The organism is Micrococcus sp. 63XJN7_6_ISO-PGPR-S23-444 (assembly GCF_058072765.1).
Window position 1 is genome coordinate 1,999,439 of sequence record NZ_CM176516.1, and the last position, 15,228, is coordinate 2,014,666.

Here is a 15,228-nt window from a genome sequence, read left to right on the forward strand (position 1 = left end):
CCCCCGATTCCCCGTCCTCCGCCCCAGCCTCTAGGGTGGGGCTGTGGAAGCGACAGTGGAACAGATCACAGCGGCCATCACGGCCCTGAACGACAAGTACTGGTACGTCGTGATGGCGCTGCTCTTCGTGGCCGGGGTGTGGTTCACCATCCGGACCGTGGGCGTGCAGGTGCGCATGCTCCCGGAGATGCTGCGGTCGGTGACGGGCAAGTCCCAGACCGGGTTCGAGAACGACGGCGTGAGCCCGTTCCGCGCCTTCACCATCTCGGCGGCCTCGCGCGTGGGCACCGGCAACGTGGCCGGCGTGGCGATCGCGATCGTGATCGGCGGCCCGGGCGCCGTGTTCTGGATGTGGCTGCTGGCGATCATCGGCGGCGCCACCGCGTTCGTCGAGTCCACGCTGGCCCAGCTGTACAAGCAGAAGGGCGCGGACGGCTACTTCGGCGGGCCCGCGTACTACATCCGCGACGGTCTGGGCGCGAAGTGGCTGGCGGCCGTGTTCGCCGTCGCCATCACCGTGACCTACGGCTTCGTGTTCAACGCCGTGCAGTCCAACTCGATCTCCGAGTCCGTGCAGGCCAACTGGGGCGCGTCCTCCACCACCGCGTGGATCGTGGGCCTGGGCCTGGCCGCCCTCACCGGCCTCGTGATCTTCGGCGGCGTGCGCCGGCTCTCGGCCGTGACCAACGTGCTGGTCCCCGTGATGGCCACGTTCTACATCTTCCTGGCCCTGATCGTGATGGTCGTCAACATCACCGAGGTCCCGGGCATGATCGCGCTGATCGTGGGCCACGCCTTCGGCCTGCGCGAGGTCGCGGGCGCCGCCGTCGGCATGACGATGGTGATGCAGGGCGTGCGCCGCGGCATGTTCTCCAACGAGGCCGGCATGGGCTCCGCCCCGAACGCCGCCGCCACCGCGGCCGTCTCCCACCCGGCCAAGCAGGGCTTCGTGCAGTCCCTGGGCGTCTACTTCGACACCCTGATCGTGTGCTCGGCCACCGCGTTCGTCATCCTGCTCTCCAACCCGGCCTACGGACGCGGGGAGGCGCTCGGCATGCAGGTGACCCAGGGTGCGCTCCAGCAGGCCGTGGGCGCGTGGGCCGGCCCGGCGCTGACCGTCATCATCTTCTTCCTGGCCTGGTCCTCCGTGCTGGGCAACACCTACTACGGCGAGGCCAACATCCGGTACCTGGCCGGCCGCCACGCGGGCCCGGCCATCACCGTGTTCCGCGTGCTCGTGCTGGTGTGCGTGGTCGGCGGCGCGCTCGGCTCCGTGGCGCTGGTGTGGAACCTCGCGGACACGTTCGCGGCCCTCATGGCGACCATCAACCTCGTGGCGATCATCCCGCTGGGCGGGCTGGCCGTGAAGCTGCTCCGGGACTACGAGCGCAAGCTCAAGGCGGGCATGGATCCGGGCTTCCACATCTCCGACCTGCCCGAGGCGCGGAACGTGGCCCTCTGGCGGGACGAGCCGAAGACCTCCCCGCTCGAGGACTGACGCCCCCGCCCGCGCGTTTCGAGGCGGGATATCGACCCCATCCGGCTGCCGCGGGCGGCCGTGGGGTGGATATCCCGCCTCGATGCATGAGGAGGCCCGGTCTGGACACCGTGCGGGGGTCGGCGCCTAGGTTGAGGCGCACCCGACCGGCCACGCACGAGTGGCCGGCACGACGTCCGAGGAGGACACCATGGGCATCCTCTCCAGCCTCACCCGCACTCTCGGCGGCGGTGGCCGCCGCTCCAGCCGACCCACCATCGGTGCGTACGTCGGCCGGTCCCCCGGCTTCGGCCGGCAGGCCCGCTCTCAGCAACGCCGCTCCAGCGGCCTGGGCGGTGCCCTCGTGGGCACGCTCGGCGGTCTGGCGCTGCGTGAGCTCTCGCGCCGCGGCACCGGGGGCACGACGCGCGGGCGCAGCTCCGGTGCGTACCGCGGCGGCTTCGGGCCCTCGGCCCGGTCCACGGGCGGCCTCGGCACCGGCCTGCTGGGCGGGCTGCTCGGCGGGGCCCTCGCCTCCCGCGGCCGGTCCGGTGCCGCCGGCCGACGCGCGGCGGGCGGCCGCCGGACCGTGGGCGGTGGCTTCTGACTGCTGCGACGGCGCGGCGTCGCCGCTGAACGGCATCACCGCGGAGCGGACACGACCACGGGGCGGGCACCGACGGATCGGTGCCCGCCCCGTGGTCGTGGTGGGCCGGTGGCGTGCCCGAGGGGTCTGCGCCGCGGCTCAGCCGAGGCCGGCGACGCGGCCCAGGATGAACAGCAGGACGCCGATGACCACGAGGGCGATGATCAGCCCAAGGACGATCTTGCCGGCCGAGCGCTCGCCGGTCTGCTCCACGTCCATGCCCGGGTTGTCCGGGCCGACGCCCGCGCCCTCGGCTGGGGGCGTGTCGCCGTCGAACGCGACGCCGGAGGTCTCGTCCGTCGCCTCGCGTGCGCGCCGGGCGTCCTGGGGGTCGGGGGTGTGCGGGGTGGCCATGGCCGGCTCCTCTCGTCTCAGCGGCACGGGTGCGCGCCGCTGGCCCTCACGGTAGGCCCGGGGCAGGGGGTCCTGACCAGGGCGAGGCGACGCCCGCCCCAGCGCTTTCGTGGCCGAAACGGCGCGCCCCGAGCCGCTTTCGTTAACGAAACGGCGCTCCTCCAGGCCGCCGCGACGGATCCCGTCACACTCTTGATCGTTGGATGTCCAAGCAATAGCGTGATCGGCGTCACGTTCCCGCCGTCCGGAGGAGCCCCCATGCCCGAGGCCTACATCATCGACGCCGTCCGCACCCCCGTGGGTCGCCGAGGGAAGGGGCTCGCCGGCGTGCATCCCCTCGATCTGGCGGCCGCGCCGCTGCGCGAGCTCGTCGCCCGCCAGGACATCGACTCAGCCGAATACGACGAGGTCATCCTCGGCTGCATCGACCAGCTCGGCCCGCAGGCCATGGACGTGGCGCGCAACGCCTGGCTCGCGGCCGGGCTCTCCGAGGACGTCCCCGGCACCACGGTCGAACGCCAGTGCGGCTCCGGCCAGCAGGCGGTCCACTACGCCGCACAGGCCGTCATGAGCGGGACGGCGGACCTCGTCGTCGCCGGTGGCGTCCAGTCCATGTCCGCGATCCCGCTCTCCCGGTCCAACAGCGCGGCCGCCGACTTCGGCTTCCCCGACCCGTACACCGGCTCCGAGTCTTGGGCCGCCCGCTACGGGGACGAGGAGATCTCCCAATTCCGCGGGGCCGAGATGATGGCCCGGCACTGGAACCTGGACCGGGACACCCTGGAGGAGTTCGCGGTGCGCTCCCACGAGCGCGCGCTCGCCGCCCAGGCCGACGGTCGCTTCGACCGCGAGATCATCCCGCTCGCCGGCCTCACCGCGGACGAGGGCCCCCGCACCCCGGACGCCGCGAAGATCGCCTCGCTCGACCCGATCGTCCCCGGCGGGCTGCACACGGCGGCGTCGGCGTCGCAGATGTCCGACGGCGCGGCCGCCCTCCTGCTCGCCTCGGAGGAGGCCGTGCGCCGCCACGGCCTCACCCCGCGAGCCCGGATCCACCACCTCTCCGCCCGCGGCGCCGACCCCGTCATGATGCTCTCCGCCCCGATCCCGGCGACGGCGTACGCGCTCGACCGCATGGGCCTGACCATCGACGACATGGACCTCGTGGAGATCAACGAGGCGTTCGCCGCCGTCGTGCTGGCCTGGCTGACCGAGACCGGCGCGGACCCGGCGAAGGTCAACGTCAACGGCGGGGCGATCGCCCTGGGCCACCCCATCGGCGCCACCGGCGCCCGCCTGATGACCTCGCTGCTGCACGAGCTCGAGCGCAGCGGCGGCCGCTACGGCCTGCAGACCATGTGCGAGGGCGGCGGCCAGGCCAACGTCACCGTGATCGAACGTCTCTGACCCATCCCCCGGAGGTTTCCATGCCCGACCAGATCACCCACCCCACCGCCGCCGCCCACCCCTCCCCCGCCCCGGAGGACACGATCGGCCGCGTGTTCGCGCGCGCGGTCGCCCGCTCCCCGCAAGCCGTCGCCCTGCGCTTCGAGGACCGCGACTGGACCTACGCCCAGCTCCGGGACGGAGCGCACCGCGTGGCCCGCCGCCTCCAGGACACCGGCCTGCCGGCCGGCACCCGGGTGGCCGCCTACGCCACCAACTCGGACGCCTACGCGCTGCTCTTCCTGGCCTGCGTCACGGCCGGCTACGTGCACGTGCCCGTGAACTTCGCGCTCAAGGGCGGCGAGCTCGCGCACGCCCTCGAGGACTCCGGCGCGGAGCTGCTCGTGGCCGACGCCGGCATGCTCGAGCGGGTCGACCAGGTCCGGGCCGAGGGCCGCGCGTCGGCTCTGCGGCACGTGTGGACCATGCTCCCCGCCGGCCACGCCGAGCCCTCCGTGCTGGAGACCGCCCGGGACGAGACGTTGGACGCCGCCGCCCCGGAGGCGGAGGTGTCGGCCACCGACCTGGCCCAGCTGCTCTACACCTCCGGCACCACCTCCACTCCCAAGGGCGCCATGATGTCCCACCGGGCGCTCGTGGCGGAGTACCTCTCCTCGATCATCGCACTGGACTTCACGGCCGAGGACCGCCCCCTCGTGGCCATGCCGCTGTACCACTCGGCCGCGATGCACGTGTTCCTGCTCCCCTACCTGAGCCTCGGCGCCACGGTGCGCCTGCTGGCCGCCCCGGACATCCCCCGGATGCTCGAGCTGGTGGAGACCGAGCACATCGGCTCCCTGTTCCTGGCGCCCACCGTCTGGGTGCCGCTGGCGAACCATCCGGACCTGGCCACGCGCGACCTCTCCTCGCTGCGCAAGGCCCAGTACGGCGCCTCGATCATGCCGGTGACCGTGCTGCAACGCCTGCGCCAGAGCCAGCCGGGCATCGGCTTCTACAACTGCTTCGGCCAGTCCGAGCTGGGCCCGCTGTGCACCGTGCTGCGCCCCGAGGAGCACGACGCGCGGCCGGCCTCGTGCGGCCGCCCCGTGTTCCACGTGGAGGCCCGGGTGATGACGGCCGACGGCGTCCCCGCCGCGCCCGGCGAGCCCGGCGAGATCCAGTACCGCTCTCCGCAGCTGCTCTCCGGCTACTGGAACCGCCCGGATGCCACCGCGGACGCCTTCACCGACGACGGATGGTTCCGCTCCGGCGACCAGGTCACCCAGGACGCGGCCGGCTACATCCAGGTGGTGGACCGCATCAAGGACGTCATCAACACGGGCGGCGTGCTGGTCGCCCCGCGGGAGGTCGAGGACGCGATCTACGAGCTCGACGAGGTGGCCGAGGTCGCCGTCATCGGCCTGCCGGACGAGCGCTGGATCGAGGCGGTGACCGCCGTCGTCGTGCTCAAGGAGGGCGCCGAGCTGACCGCGGAGACCGTGCGCGCCCACGTGAAGGAGCGGCTGGCGGGCTTCAAGGTGCCCAAGCGCGTGGACTTCGTGGCGGAGCTGCCGCGGAACCAGTCGGGCAAGCTCCTCAAGCGCGCGCTGCGCGCCGAGCGGACGCAGGAGGCCCGGTGACGCGCACGCAGAAGCCGACCTACGACGTCGTCACGCCCCTGGACGTCGACTACCTGGACGCGTTCGGGGAGGCCACGGACGAGGACCGCGCGCACTGGGACCGCGCCCGTGCCTACGGCCGGGAGGTGCTCGAGCGGATCGACGGGCACTGGGACCGGGCGGAGTACCCGTTGGACCTGGTGGCGCGGGCGGGCGAGCTGGACCTGCTCACCGACGGGCTGGAGGTGCCGGGGCACCCGGTGATGTCGCCGTTGGCCGCGGGCCTGGTGGCGATGGAGATCTCCCGGGCGGACGGGTCGATGGCCGCGGCTGCGGCCGTGCAGGGCGGGCTCGTGCTGCGCGCCCTGGTGCACTGCGCCGGCCCGGAGCAGAAGGAGCGGTACCTCGAGCCGGTGGCGCGCGGCACGCTGCCGGGCGGGTTCGCGCTCACGGAGCCGCTGCACGGTTCGGACTCGGTGTCCCTCGAGACGTCCGCGCGGCCCGACGGCGCCGGCGGCTGGGTGCTGAACGGCGCCAAGAAGTGGATCGGCAACGGGGCCGCCGGGGGCATCACGATCGTGTGGGCGCGCGACACCGAGGACGGCCAGGTCAAGGGGTTCGTGGTGGAGCAGTCCACGCCCGGCTACGAGGCCGAGGTGATCACGGGCAAGGGCGCGCTGCGGGCCATCCACCAGGCGGAGATCACGCTGACCGACGTGCGGGTCGGCGACGACGCCCGGCTGCCGGACGTGGCGACGTTCAAGGACGCCGCGCGCGTGCTGGTGGCCACCCGCGTGAACGTGGGCTGGTCCGCGCTGGGCCACGCCACGGCGATGTTCGAGGCCGCGCTCGCCTACGCCCGGCAGCGCGAGCAGTTCGGCAAGCCGCTGGGAGCGCACCAGATGGTGCAGGAACGGCTCGCGCAGATGCTGGACGAGGTGACCGCGATGCAGACCCGCTGCGTGGCCGTGGCCCGCCTGCAGGCGGCGGGGCGGCTGCGTGACGAGCAGGCCTCCCTGCTGAAGTACGCCTGCACCCGGGGTGCGCGGCGGGTGGCGCAGATCGCCCGGGACATGCTCGGCGGCAACGGCATCCTCCTGGAACACCGGGTGATGCGGCACTTCGCCGACGTCGAGGCGCTGCACACCTACGAGGGCACCGAGTCCGTGCAGGCGTTGATCCTCGGCCGGGACCTGACCGGGATGAGCGCGTTCGCGTGAGCGCCTCCCTCAGGGCGCGGAGACGACCCCCACGCCCACCCGGGGCAGGCTGCGGTCCACGACCAGCTCCAGCCGACGTTCGTGGAACCGTGCGCCGAGCAGCTCCTCGAGGTCCTCGACGAGGTGCACCGTGATGGTCTCGATGACCGCCGCGGTGTCCTCTCCGTCCCGCAGGATGCAGTCCACCTCCAGCGCGGGGGCGGAGGGGGTGCCGGTGATGGCGAACCTGGCCTCGGCGACCTCGGGGAACACGGTGACGGCCCGCGCGGCACTCATGGCCAGGCGGGCGCAGCGCTGACGGAAGGCGGCGAGCTGCGGCGCCGGGGACTCGAGGACGGGCGGGACGGCGGACAGGGTCCGCCCCATGGCCTGGGGGGCCTCCAGCGTTGCTGTCATGACATTCCTCTCGCCGCGGCCCGGGCGCCCCCTCACAGAGATCGCCGTGACCTGGAAAATGTTAGTCTAACTATGCGTTAGGAAGACTAACCAAATTTTCGGGGTGACGTGAACAGGGAGGTTCAAGAGCGCATGGGTGAGGAGCACACCACGCTGACCAGCACGGATGGCGAACCGACGTCGGGCTACTGGTACACCCGCGGCGCCCGCGAGATCGAACCTGTGGACGTGCTCAACCTGCTGCGACGCTACCGGGAGGCCGAACGGCGCATGCGCGCCCGCACCCGGGACAGCATGGGGATGGGAGAGACCCACCTGTCAGCCCTGCGTTACCTGCTGCGGGCCGACCGACGCGGCCACAAGGTCCGTCAGCGGGATCTGGCCAGCGCCCTGGAGATCACCCCGGCCTCCGCCAGCGCCCTGGTGGACCGACTGGTCCGAGACGGCTACGCCCGACGGGCGCCCCACCCACAGGACCGCCGATCCGTGGTGGTGGAGCCGACGGCCAAGACGGACCACGAGGTCCGCGCCACCCTGGGCGCCATGCACCGCAGTATGCTCGCCGCGGTGGAGGGCCTCACCCCGGCCGAGCTCGCCGGCGCGGCCGCGTTCCTGCGGGCCCTGATCCGCAGCGTGGAGGAGCATGACGAGGACGAGGCGGACCAGCCCGCGTGAGGAACAGACTCAGCGGAACAGGTCCCAGACGCTGAACGTGGTGCGCTTGTAGACCGCGTTGTAGGCGGCGCGCTTCGGATCGCGCACCCACCCCATGCCCGGCCGGCCGTCCTCGCGGCCGGCACCCGTGCACCGCACCCGCCAACCCCAGGAGCTGACATGAGCACCGCACCCACCCCTTCTTCCCCCGACGACGCCCCGGCCGTCCTCGTCGAGACGCGGCCCGGCGTCGTGCGGCTGACGCTGAACCGGCCCGCGAAGGGCAACGCGCTCGGACTGACGATGGCGCGCGAGGTGCTCGCGGCGATCGCCGCGGCCGAGGCGGACGAGTCCGTGCACGTGCTCACGCTGACCGGCGCCGGGCGGATCTTCTGCGGCGGCGGGGACGTCCAGGCCATGGCCGCCTCGCGCGCCGGGCCGGAGCGGCGCGCGATGATCCAGGAACTCGGCGAGGCGGCGGGCGAGGTCGCGGTGGCGCTGACGGGCTCACGCCTGCTGGTGCTGGCCGGCGTCAACGGGACGGCCGCCGGGGCGGGGCTCGGGCTCATGCTGGGCGGCGACGTCGTGCTGGTGCGCGAGGACGCACAGCTGGTGACGGCGTTCTCCGCGCTCGGGATGACACCGGACACGGGCGTGTCCTACTGGCTGCCGCGGGTGCTCGGGCCGGTGCGTGCGACGCAGCTGCTGCTCGGCGGGCGGCGCCTGAACGGGGCCGAGGCCGTCGAGTGGGGCCTGGCGACCGAGGCGGTGGCCGGCGACGCGTTCGCTGCACGTCTGACGGAGCTCGAGGACGAGCTGGTGGCCGGTCCGGCGCACACCTATGGGCCGACCAAGGCGCTGGCGCGCGGGGCCGACGTCGAGGCTCTGCGCGCACACGTGCGGCAGGAGGCGGCGTCGATCGCGGCGGCGTCCGAGCACCCGGAGGCCGTGCGGCGGGTGGAGGCGTTCGCGGGCCGATGAGGGGCGGGCTGCAGCCCAGGCCGGCGCCACGCCTCCGCCGGGCCGACCCGGTCAGGTCCGCGAGGGCGTGGAGGTCACTTGAACATCTTCAGGACGTCGCCCAGGCCGACCGTGGTGCGCCGGTAGACGACGTTGTAGGCGGCGCGCTTCGGATCGCGCAGCCAGCCCATCCCCTTGCGGCCGTAGCCGGGGATGACCTTGCGCTTGATCGCACGCTTGGCGCGGCCCGTGGTGCGGGCCTTGATGGACTTCTTCAGGCTGGGCTTGCGGAGACCGATCTTCATGGGGCGAGCGTACTGGGTGGGGTGGACGGGGTGAGGGGGTCAGCACCTCGCGAGGACCTGCCCCTGGCAGGGCTATCAGGCAATTCTGTCGTCCTCCTGGACGGTGCGCAGGAACCACTCCAGCGCGTCGAGGAACGCCTCCTGCGCCGCGGCCGGCCGAAGGGTCTGCGGCTTGATGCTCGGGCGCCGGCGGAGAGACTCGGGGCCGAATTCCAGCCCGGGGATGAGATTCAGACGTCCCCGGAATTCGTCGAGAAGCGCCTCGTCCGTGAAGGGAGGCCACTTCGCCAGATGATAGAAGACGACCTCGACGCCGTACGTCGGGTACAGGATCACCGGCCAGATGGGGCGTGCTGACGTGCGCGGGACGACCAGGAAACAACCACCGGCGGCATTGTCCGCGAATTCCGCCCGGCCACCGCGCTCGACCCAGCCTCGTTGGACCTCGATCAGTGCGCGGGCCGATTCGGGATCGTTGTGGTCGTGCAGTCGGTCGACCCAGCGGTCCCGCAGCGCAGGGTCGTTGCCCGGGGCTGCGAGCGACCGGGGATCGGTCAGGTCGACGTCGACGTCGATGAGCTCGGCGAGCTGCTCCGCCAACAGCCGCTGGCCGCCGTCGGCACGCCCGTCCTCGGAGAAGCGCACTCCTTCGGCTGCGAGGACGTCGTGCGGATCGTCCGTGCGGTGGACGTCGGTCCACCGGAAGGACGGAGAGACGGTGCCTCCTGCTTGCAGTACACGATGAGCGTGAGGCAGCGCCGTCCGTGCGAGATAGGTCCCCACGGGGACCGGGTGGCTTCCGATCAGCCGTGTCAGTTCGCCGTAGGAGGTCCAGAACCCGGCAGGAATGGCCGCGACGGCATCCGTCAGCATCTGCCAGGCCGTGTGAGCGACCCCGGAGGCGGCCTCTGCTGAGGGTCCCGGCCAGATGCCGACGATCCGGTCCGCCAGCCGCTCGGCGCGAGCACGGATCTGCGCGGGACCCCATACCGGCTCAGCGGAGATCTCCTGGTTCATGCGGATGCCGCTCTTGGCCAGCTCCGCACGCTTGACCGCGAAGGGCCCGTTGCTCAGCTCGCTGTTGTACCCGGTGAGGGTGAGGTTGCCCAAGGTGTGGAGGAGTTCGGTGTGCACCTCTCGAAGATCCTGGTGCGCCTCGAGCTGGTCGGCCAGAGCGCGCTCCCACTCCTCCGTGAGGGTCTGCGGCATGACGTGCTCGATGGTCGCGCTGTCGAGGCCCACCGGCTCCTTGCTGCCGTAGGACTCCTCGATCCACCGGAGGATCAGCTTTCGGTGGGCCGCTCGGCCCGTCGTGTAGAAGGGTGCCGTCATCACGGCCTGGCGGACCTGGTCGTCGGAGGCGAAGTGCTTCCGCCCGCTGGAGAGGAAGCGGTGCAGGGCATCCGCCGGGTCGTCCTGACCCTGGATGTCCGCCGTCGCCGCGAGCAGAGTGCTGTTGAGACCGTCGGAATAGCGGCCGAAGACGAGGCGTCGGACCAGGTACGACTCGAGGTAGAGGAGCGCACGGGCCAGTTCGTCCGAGTCGATGTCCCCCAACGACCGGCGCTCCATCAGGTGCAGTGTGATCGGGAACGTCGTCGTCGTGCGCCAGGCGCGCAGGCGTGCCAAGCGGAAGCGCACTGCGTCGTCCCGCTCCTTCTCCGGACGGAGCATCACGTCGTAGAGACGCCCCAACGCCAGGAACCGCTCGACTTCCGCCCTGACCTGCGACTCGTCCTGCAGGTCACGCATGCGACGCTGCTGCCCCGCGTAGATCTCCGTCTGGCGGATCTTGGGATCCTGTTGCACCAGGTCGAGCCAGAACAGGGTCTCCAGTTCCTCATTGGAGAGCAGGTTCTGCAACGGGAGCCACAGGGTGGTGTAGACCTCATCCGCCCGTGTGGGCAGCTGCATGAACAGGTAGTTCCTGAGCAGGTCGCCCTGGGTGAGCTTGAGGCCGGTGTTGTTCAGCGACTCGAAGATGCGGTGGGCATTGTCGTTCTCCCCGGTGGTCACGGACACGATCGACAGGCCGGCGACGACGGCGGACTCGACCTCCGCCAAGGTCAGCGGCTCCTCTTCACCGTCAGCAGACGGCTGACTCAACCCGAGCAGCTTCGTCAGGAAGAACTGATGGGCTTCGCTGATCCTGGAGCCCTCGGCAGCGTCCGGGGCGTGCTCGATCCGTCCGCGGTAGGCGCCGCGGTCGGCCTGGGTGGGCAGGACCTTGTAGCGGAGATCGCCGTCCTCCCACTTGTTGACCAGGTACTTCTCGTTGACCCGATCGGCGTGCATGGGGCCTTCGTGCTCAGCCCGGTGGTCACGGACAGCGGCGAGGAGGAGCGTCAGCGTCGTCAGCCGCTGCTGCCCGTCCACCACGAGCCACCGCTGGACGCCACCGGGCCCGTTGTCTCGGAAGCCGGCGAGAACGAGCGAACCGAGGAAGTGGGTCGCCGAAGGGTTGTCCCGCCGGTGGTCGGCGACGTCCACGACGTCCTCCCACAGTCGCTGCCACTGCGGGCGGCCCCAGGAGTACGTCCGCTGATAGAGCGGGACCGTGTACTGGTAGGAGCCCCCGAGGAGTTCCTGAAGGGTGACTTCACGCGCGGTGACCATGTGACGAGCTTAACGGGGGCCTCTGGGGCCAGAACGTCCCGAGGTGTCAGGGCCGCCTGCCCTGCCACTCGTGGATCACCCGCCGCATGCTGTTCCCGTGTTTCCTGATCTGGGGGCTGTCCCAGTCGCCCTCGACGTCAAGGATGCCGGCCATGAGCTGGAACTTGAGGCTCTGCTCGTCCGAGGAGTACTGCTTCACCTTGGAGACTGGCATCAGGTTGTTCCGCTGGGAGTTCTCGCGTCGGCTCATGATGCACAGGTTCCCGAAACGGTCCACCTCCGTTGATGTCAGGACCTTCTGTCCTTCGCCAGGAACCACGGGATAGAAGTGCTCCACCGAAGTCCGGTACCGGAAGCGGAATGAGCCTGCACGTTGGGACAGGACACTCCGTTCGACGTCGCCGAGTGCAGCCCAGAGCGGCCCCGCTTCGGTGGCCGGATTGCGTCCGAGATCCCAGAGGATGTAATCCAGCACGTTGAACACGAAATTCGGGACCTTGACCCCGAGGTCCAATCCCTCGTCCGCGTCGTAGGCGCGAAGCCGCTCGCGGGCCAGGTCCTCCAGCATGCGCTGGAAGGCCTCGCCGTCCACGCGGTCCACCGGCTGCGCATCCAGCCATCGCAGGATGCGGTACAGGAAGTACTTGGACGTGCGGCGCGTGTCGGTGACCTGGAACATGGCCTGAAGGTTCCGGACGGCGTCCTGGACCTGCGGATCCTGGAAGGTGTTCTTCACACCCAGCCGTCGGCGCGGAGAGCGCTCGCCGGCCTCCGTCTCGAGCTTCTGAGCTCGGCTGAGCACCCAGTTCTCCTCGTCCGCCTGTGTTCCCGTCGTCGCCAGAGTCCTGATCACATAGGTGTCCAGCAGAAGGCGCATACGGAGCAGCGTCACGAGGAACCGCTGAGACCAGGCCGCGTCGCCTTGGCCGTGCTGGGCGAACTGCTCCAGCAGGGAGCCGTCCTCGAGCCGCACGGCCCCCGTCGAGTCCTGGCCCCACCGTGGCAGGCCTGGCTCGGCCCCCTCACCCTTCTCCTGCATCACGCGCAGCACATGCAGCAGCAAGTTCGGGAAGTCGACGATGGTCCCGTAGGCGCCAGTATCGGCGTCGTCCTGGCATTGGTCGGACGAGGGCCCGGACTCCACGGCGGTCTGCCCGGCGGCCAGCAGAACCCCAATGATGGTGCGGGCGCCCGACGCCATCGCGGTCTGGCTCGGCGCGAGAGCTGCCCGCAGCGACGCGAAATCCCGCGTGAGGAGGGCCGACCAGGACCCGCCGAAGACGGCGTCTCTTGCCGCCTCACCGCCATCCTTCGGCCGCTCCGTCGAGAACTGGAGCTGGATGTGGCGGTCCAGAACGGCGCAGGCGTCCCAGACGTGCGCGAACACCTTCCGGTCCGTGGCGTCCTGGAGAGGCCGCATCAATGTGGCCTTCAGGATCTCGTGCTTGGCGAGCTGCTCACCGCGGGTGTTCATCACCTCGAAATAGTGGTTGAGGTCCGTGCCCTTCGGAAGTTCGGTGCGCAGCAACCGGACATGCTTCCAGAGGTACGCGAGGTCGTCGCCGTCGAACATCACCTCCTGATCGTCTGCCGGGGTTTGCCGTTCCAAGGCCCGCCGGCAGGCCGCAGCGATCGTCTCGACGGCCACCCCGATGGCGTCCACCTGGAACGACGTCCCGGCGGGGGCGCCCCGACGACGGAGGGTCGCGAGGTCCTCCCCGGCCTCGGGGCGCCCTTCGTAATCCAGGACGGCCAACGCCCGGGGGTCGAGGACACCGGCACGGATGACACGCTCCGCGACGGCTGCCAGCACCGTCAGCGTGGTCAGGCGCTGCTGCCCGTCGACCACCTCGTCGATCGGCACGCCCTCGGGAGTCGTGGCTCGGTTCACCACCAGCGAGCCGAGGTAGTAGTCGGACGAGGCTCCCTGCGTATCCGGCTTTTCCGAGCGGAGGCGAGCGCGGCGCACGTCCTCGAGGAGTGTCGCGATCTCGACCTGCGTCCAGGCGTAGGCCCGCTGGTAGACCGGCACCCGGTAGTGCCGGGCGGCGGTGAAGACCTCCTCGATCGTCAGCGCCTCAGGCGAGTGCTTCTCAGTCTGCATCGTGGGCTTCCTCCGTGTCCCAGGGCGTGTCCGAGTAGAGACGCTCCACCGGGGAGGCATCGTCCACGTACGGCCCGGGGAGGGCCGCCACGCGCCCGGTGACGGCGGCGGGGTCCAGGCTGCTCCTCATCAGGCGGAACAGGTTGACCCGGTCCTCCAGGTCCGGCGCCCCGTGCTGGCCCAGCGCGTGAAGTTCCACGGAGCGCGGGTAGACCCGCGTCAACCGCGTTCTCAATGCGAAGGCATGCCGTGCGAGCACGAGAGCGGCGCGCTCGATGTCGTGGTCGCCGAACCGGTCCGCGTAGGCCAGCAGCAGCGCTCCGTAGAGCTCCTGTGTGTAGCGGTAGCCAGCGCCGGTACCGGTGGCCCGGACGAGCCGGGTGATCGTCTGGAATCGCCTGTTCTCCCTCCCACGACGGGCGTCGTCCTCGGCGGTCTGCTCCGCGTCCGTCGCGGAGACGCCGAGGTCCCTCGCGAGCCGGGTGTAGTGGCGCACGAGGCGGAAGAACATCTCACCGTCGATGACGGGCTGGGTCAGCTGGAACGGGAATTCCAGCGGAGGAAGGGCACCGTGCGCGATCAGCGTGGCGTTTCGCCCGTTGTAGTCGTCCACGTGGGCCTTGGCCATGAGAAGCCCGTGCGCCCAGGGCAGTCGGCCGAGGCCCGTCGGCCCCGCGGAGATCCCCTTGAACGCTCCGATCCGGGACGCGGTGAAGCCGTCGCGCGGCAGGGACTCACCGGCGCTCCAGCGGAGGATCGGATAGAGCAGACGCGAGAAGAGATGGTGGATCTCGAACGGCGGGGTAGCTTCCCACTCCCGCACGGCCGCGAGGATCGCCGCCCGGTCCGATGTGGCCTCTGCATAGGCGCGGAGGTGGTATGCCTTCAGTAGGTCGGTGGGCAGGAGCGCCCGGCCGCGGGTGTTCTGCGAGTCGAACATCTGGAAGGCCGCGTCGAGGTCGCTGACGATCAGGCGCACCAGCGTGCAACGGTCCAGGAAGTAGTCCGCGAAGTCCTCGACCTCGGTGCTGTCCCAGGACCGGAATGTCTGCAGGATGAGGCGGTGGTTCTCGACGATGTGGCGCTCCGACACGTCCCGGCGGCCCGGCGGCAGCTCGATGGCCGCCGCGCGGTCCAGGGCCGCACGCTGGTGCTCGGCGCGCTCGGCGGTGTCGCCCAGGACCTCCTGCAGTGCGAGCGCGATCAGGGCGAAGGTCATGTACCGCTGCTGGCCGTCGACGATGTCCAGCCAGCCGTCCTCGAGGTGCACGATCATGGTGCCGATCCGGTAGGACGCGGCCGCACGGAAGCGACGGATGTCCTCGACGAGCTGCCCCGTGTTGGTCGTGGACCACGTATAGGGCCGCTGGTACTCGGGGATACGGAGACGAGGGTCGCGCAGTGCGTCCGCGACGGTCAGGACGTTCGCGGTCAACGACCCGGAGCGCCCCGTCCCCGGTCCTTGGGCGTCGCTCTGGGCACCCCGCGGAT

At 71.0% G+C, this 15,228-nt stretch carries 14 protein-coding genes; 7 read left to right on the forward strand and 7 right to left on the reverse strand.

Annotated elements, in window-relative coordinates:
* The first annotated feature begins 55 nt into the window (after positions 1 to 55).
* Both AC3RJ9_RS09175 and AC3RJ9_RS09180 read left to right on the forward strand, forming a co-directional pair.
* Positions 56 to 1,498 (forward strand): alanine/glycine:cation symporter family protein, encoded by a 1,443-nt coding sequence (locus tag AC3RJ9_RS09175; protein WP_489727640.1) that lies wholly within the window; start codon positions 56 to 58, stop codon positions 1,496 to 1,498.
* 190 nt (positions 1,499 to 1,688) lie between these two features.
* Complete coding sequence (locus AC3RJ9_RS09180) at positions 1,689 to 2,084, forward strand: hypothetical protein (protein ID WP_119217967.1); 396 nt, start codon at positions 1,689 to 1,691, stop codon at positions 2,082 to 2,084.
* A 138-nt stretch (positions 2,085 to 2,222) separates the two neighbouring features.
* Here the strand turns inward: AC3RJ9_RS09180 and AC3RJ9_RS09185 are convergent, their stop codons facing one another.
* On the reverse strand, positions 2,223 to 2,477 hold the full coding sequence (locus AC3RJ9_RS09185) for a DUF6480 family protein (RefSeq protein WP_010080161.1): 255 nt from the start codon (positions 2,475 to 2,477) through the stop codon (positions 2,223 to 2,225).
* Positions 2,478 to 2,735: 258 nt separating this feature from the next.
* Here AC3RJ9_RS09185 and AC3RJ9_RS09190 point away from each other — a divergent pair, with 258 nt between their 5' ends.
* From AC3RJ9_RS09190 to AC3RJ9_RS09200, 3 genes are read left to right on the forward strand one after another with little or no spacing between them, the layout of a single operon-like run.
* Positions 2,736 to 3,884 (forward strand): acetyl-CoA C-acetyltransferase, encoded by a 1,149-nt coding sequence (locus tag AC3RJ9_RS09190; protein ID WP_489727641.1) that lies wholly within the window; start codon positions 2,736 to 2,738, stop codon positions 3,882 to 3,884.
* Between the two features lie 20 nt (positions 3,885 to 3,904).
* Entirely contained in the window at positions 3,905 to 5,503 is a 1,599-nt protein-coding gene (locus AC3RJ9_RS09195; RefSeq protein WP_489727642.1) for a fatty acyl-CoA synthetase, read from the forward strand.
* Complete coding sequence (locus AC3RJ9_RS09200) at positions 5,500 to 6,702, forward strand: acyl-CoA dehydrogenase family protein (protein ID WP_135019279.1); 1,203 nt, start codon at positions 5,500 to 5,502, stop codon at positions 6,700 to 6,702. The genes AC3RJ9_RS09195 and AC3RJ9_RS09200 overlap by 4 nt, the downstream gene beginning before the upstream one ends.
* Positions 6,703 to 6,711: 9 nt before the next feature.
* Here the strand turns inward: AC3RJ9_RS09200 and AC3RJ9_RS09205 are convergent, their stop codons facing one another.
* Positions 6,712 to 7,098 (reverse strand): hypothetical protein, encoded by a 387-nt coding sequence (locus AC3RJ9_RS09205; protein WP_170748082.1) that lies wholly within the window; start codon positions 7,096 to 7,098, stop codon positions 6,712 to 6,714.
* Between the two features lie 132 nt (positions 7,099 to 7,230).
* Between AC3RJ9_RS09205 and AC3RJ9_RS09210 the strand changes: the two genes are divergently transcribed.
* Positions 7,231 to 7,773, forward strand: coding sequence for a MarR family winged helix-turn-helix transcriptional regulator (locus tag AC3RJ9_RS09210; RefSeq protein ID WP_002857975.1), 543 nt, complete (start codon positions 7,231 to 7,233; stop codon positions 7,771 to 7,773).
* Between the two features lie 9 nt (positions 7,774 to 7,782).
* Here the strand turns inward: AC3RJ9_RS09210 and AC3RJ9_RS09215 are convergent, their stop codons facing one another.
* Positions 7,783 to 7,911, reverse strand: coding sequence for a hypothetical protein (locus tag AC3RJ9_RS09215; protein WP_255351296.1), 129 nt, complete (start codon positions 7,909 to 7,911; stop codon positions 7,783 to 7,785).
* Positions 7,912 to 7,932: 21 nt separating this feature from the next.
* Between AC3RJ9_RS09215 and AC3RJ9_RS09220 the strand changes: the two genes are divergently transcribed.
* Positions 7,933 to 8,733, forward strand: a complete 801-nt coding sequence (locus AC3RJ9_RS09220) for an enoyl-CoA hydratase/isomerase family protein (protein WP_489727643.1) — start codon at positions 7,933 to 7,935, stop codon at positions 8,731 to 8,733.
* Between the two features lie 74 nt (positions 8,734 to 8,807).
* Here the strand turns inward: AC3RJ9_RS09220 and AC3RJ9_RS09225 are convergent, their stop codons facing one another.
* The 4 genes from AC3RJ9_RS09225 to AC3RJ9_RS09240 all read right to left on the reverse strand — a co-directional run bounded on the left by AC3RJ9_RS09225 (position 8,808) and on the right by AC3RJ9_RS09240 (position 15,172).
* On the reverse strand, positions 8,808 to 9,017 hold the full coding sequence (locus tag AC3RJ9_RS09225; protein ID WP_489727644.1) for a hypothetical protein: 210 nt from the start codon (positions 9,015 to 9,017) through the stop codon (positions 8,808 to 8,810).
* Between the two features lie 75 nt (positions 9,018 to 9,092).
* The gene (locus AC3RJ9_RS09230; protein WP_170748085.1) at positions 9,093 to 11,633 is read right to left on the reverse strand and encodes a GmrSD restriction endonuclease domain-containing protein; all 2,541 of its coding nucleotides are present in this window, start codon (positions 11,631 to 11,633) and stop codon (positions 9,093 to 9,095) included.
* Between the two features lie 46 nt (positions 11,634 to 11,679).
* Positions 11,680 to 13,737 (reverse strand): GmrSD restriction endonuclease domain-containing protein, encoded by a 2,058-nt coding sequence (locus AC3RJ9_RS09235; RefSeq protein WP_170748086.1) that lies wholly within the window; start codon positions 13,735 to 13,737, stop codon positions 11,680 to 11,682.
* Complete coding sequence (locus AC3RJ9_RS09240) at positions 13,727 to 15,172, reverse strand: DUF262 domain-containing protein (RefSeq protein ID WP_170748087.1); 1,446 nt, start codon at positions 15,170 to 15,172, stop codon at positions 13,727 to 13,729. The genes AC3RJ9_RS09235 and AC3RJ9_RS09240 overlap by 11 nt, the downstream gene beginning before the upstream one ends.
* Between the last annotated feature and the right edge of the window lie 56 nt (positions 15,173 to 15,228).

Bases quoted from the DNA above. Each gene is read 5' to 3' on its own strand.
- AC3RJ9_RS09230 (WP_170748085.1), bottom strand. From the start codon at position 11,633: ATGGTCACCGCGCGTGAAGTCACCCTTCAGGAACTCCTCGGGGGCTCC.
- AC3RJ9_RS09210 (WP_002857975.1), top strand. From the start codon at position 7,231: ATGGGTGAGGAGCACACCACGCTGACCAGCACGGATGGCGAACCGACG.
- AC3RJ9_RS09185 (WP_010080161.1), bottom strand. From the start codon at position 2,477: ATGGCCACCCCGCACACCCCCGACCCCCAGGACGCCCGGCGCGCACGC.
- AC3RJ9_RS09195 (WP_489727642.1), top strand. From the start codon at position 3,905: ATGCCCGACCAGATCACCCACCCCACCGCCGCCGCCCACCCCTCCCCC.
- AC3RJ9_RS09235 (WP_170748086.1), bottom strand. From the start codon at position 13,737: ATGCAGACTGAGAAGCACTCGCCTGAGGCGCTGACGATCGAGGAGGTC.
- AC3RJ9_RS09180 (WP_119217967.1), top strand. From the start codon at position 1,689: ATGGGCATCCTCTCCAGCCTCACCCGCACTCTCGGCGGCGGTGGCCGC.
- AC3RJ9_RS09190 (WP_489727641.1), top strand. From the start codon at position 2,736: ATGCCCGAGGCCTACATCATCGACGCCGTCCGCACCCCCGTGGGTCGC.
- AC3RJ9_RS09225 (WP_489727644.1), bottom strand. From the start codon at position 9,017: ATGAAGATCGGTCTCCGCAAGCCCAGCCTGAAGAAGTCCATCAAGGCC.
- AC3RJ9_RS09220 (WP_489727643.1), top strand. From the start codon at position 7,933: ATGAGCACCGCACCCACCCCTTCTTCCCCCGACGACGCCCCGGCCGTC.
- AC3RJ9_RS09205 (WP_170748082.1), bottom strand. From the start codon at position 7,098: ATGACAGCAACGCTGGAGGCCCCCCAGGCCATGGGGCGGACCCTGTCC.